Source organism: Oscillibacter sp., assembly GCF_032060045.1.
Lineage (GTDB): Bacteria > Bacillota > Clostridia > Oscillospirales > Oscillospiraceae > Oscillibacter.
Genome location: NZ_DAMBZJ010000034.1, coordinates 13,640 through 15,548, shown reverse-complemented (window position 1 = coordinate 15,548; position 1,909 = coordinate 13,640). Strand labels below are relative to the sequence as shown.

At 59.3% G+C, this 1,909-nt stretch carries 2 protein-coding genes; one reads left to right on the top strand and one right to left on the bottom strand.

What is annotated here, in order from left to right:
- The coding region (locus tag RT018_RS12790) for a hydratase (RefSeq protein WP_312942581.1) at positions 1-1,621 on the bottom strand (1,621 nt) is incomplete at its 3' end.
- 47 nt (positions 1,622-1,668) lie between these two features.
- Here RT018_RS12790 and RT018_RS12785 point away from each other — a divergent pair.
- On the top strand, positions 1,669-1,909 hold a 241-nt coding region (locus tag RT018_RS12785), incomplete at its 3' end, for a hypothetical protein (protein WP_312942580.1).

Below are 1,909 nucleotides of genomic sequence, written 5' to 3'. Positions count from 1 at the left end.
CGTCCCGTAAAACCGCCGCCAGTTCCACCAGCAAATTTTCCGCCGGGGGCTGAATGACGGGCCAGTCGGTAATATTGGGCCCCATCACAAGCTCGGTCTCCGGCAGGGGACGGCCTACGCCGTTGTACACCCGCTTTTCATAAGGAGCCGGGTCAAACGCATAGGAAAGGGGATGCAGGTCGAATGTTTCTTCCGTGGCCGGGGTGATTTTACCGCCGTTCCGGGCGGTGGCGGCGATGGATCGGGCGTCCATCAGACACACTGCTGCAAACTGCCCCTCGCCGGGCTTGCTGCCCTCCCGGTTGGGGAAGTTGCGGGTGGTGTGCCGCAGGCTGAGGGCGTTGTTGGCGGGTACATCTCCTGCGCCGAAGCAGGGGCCGCAGAAGCTGGGTTTTAAAACCGCCCCCGCTTCCAGCAACGCTGCGGAAACCCCGGCCCGGGTCAGGGCAAGGCTCACAGGCACGCTGGTGGGATAGACGCTGAGAGAGAAATCACTGCCCTCCGTGCCGCCGCGCAGAATGTCGGCGGCGGCGGTGATGTTGTCGAACAGGCCACCCGCGCAGCCTGCCACGATGCCCTGATTGGCCCATACACCGCCGTCATGGATTTTATCCAAAAGGCGGGGACTTGCCTTGGGCCAGCGCTGCTTTGCTTCAGCCTCCACCGCTGAGAGAATGTCGGTGGCATTGTCCAAAAACTCCCGGATGGGATAGGCGTTGGACGGGTGGAAGGGCAGAGCAAGCATCGGTTCCACCGCGTCAAGGTCGATGGAAACCATCCGGTCATAGTACGCGCCCTCGCCGGGGGACAAGGACCGATATTCCCCGGCCCGTCCATGAATCTCGTAAAATTGTTTTACCTGATCGTCTGTCTCCCAAACGGAGGAAAGGCAGGCCGTTTCCGTGGTCATCACGTCCACGCCGTTACGATAGTCCATGGGGAGGGATGCAATGCCCGGTCCCGCAAACTCCAGTACCCGGTTGCGGACAAACCCCTGCTCAAACGTGGCTTTGATCAGTGCAAGCGCCACGTCGTGGGGTCCGACTCCCGTTTTCGGCGCGCCGGTAAGCCAGACCAGAACGATTTCGGGATAATCTCCGTCCCAGGTGTCCTTTAAAAGCTGCTTGCACAGCTCTGGCCCACCCTCTCCCACGCCCATGGTACCCAAAGCGCCATACCGCGTGTGGGAATCGGAGCCGAGAATCATTTTCCCACAACCTGCAAGCTGCTCCCGCGCGTAGGAATGGATGACACTCTGGTTGGCGGGAACGTAGATGCCGCCGTATTTCTTCGCGGCGGAAAGACCGAAGGCGTGGTCGTCCCCGTTGATGGTGCCGCCCACGGCGCACAAACTGTTGTGGCAGTTGGTCAGGGCGTAAGGCAGGGGAAATTCCCTCATTCCGGAGGCCCGGGCCTGCTGGAGAATCCCCACGTAGGTGATGTCGTGGGAGACCATTGCGTCAAAGCGGAGACGCAGTTTGTTCTCGTCGCCGGATTGATTGTGGCTTTGCAGGATGGACCAGGACAGAGTGCGTCTGCGCCCTTCCGCTGGGGAAACAGACGCAGTTTCACAGGGAACGCCACCGGACAGAAATACACCCGAGGAGTGCAGTGTAATCATAAAAATCCCTCCCAAACCCGCTGTTTTGGCGGCGGGCCTTTTTAAACTTGTGTTTTAATGTAGCACAAAATAATCCGTATGAAAAGATAAAAATGGCGGAAGAAATGATTTTCCTGCATTTTCGTCAAAATGACCGCTGGAGCGGCGGGAGAAGGAGTAATTCTTGGCGCCGCGCACGGAGGGAAAAAAGCCGCGCGGACAAAAGCTTGCGCCCTTGTCCGCGCGGCGGAATTGATTTGCGTGCCGCTGCACTTATACGTAGGTCTGGCGGCTCACGTCAAACACGCC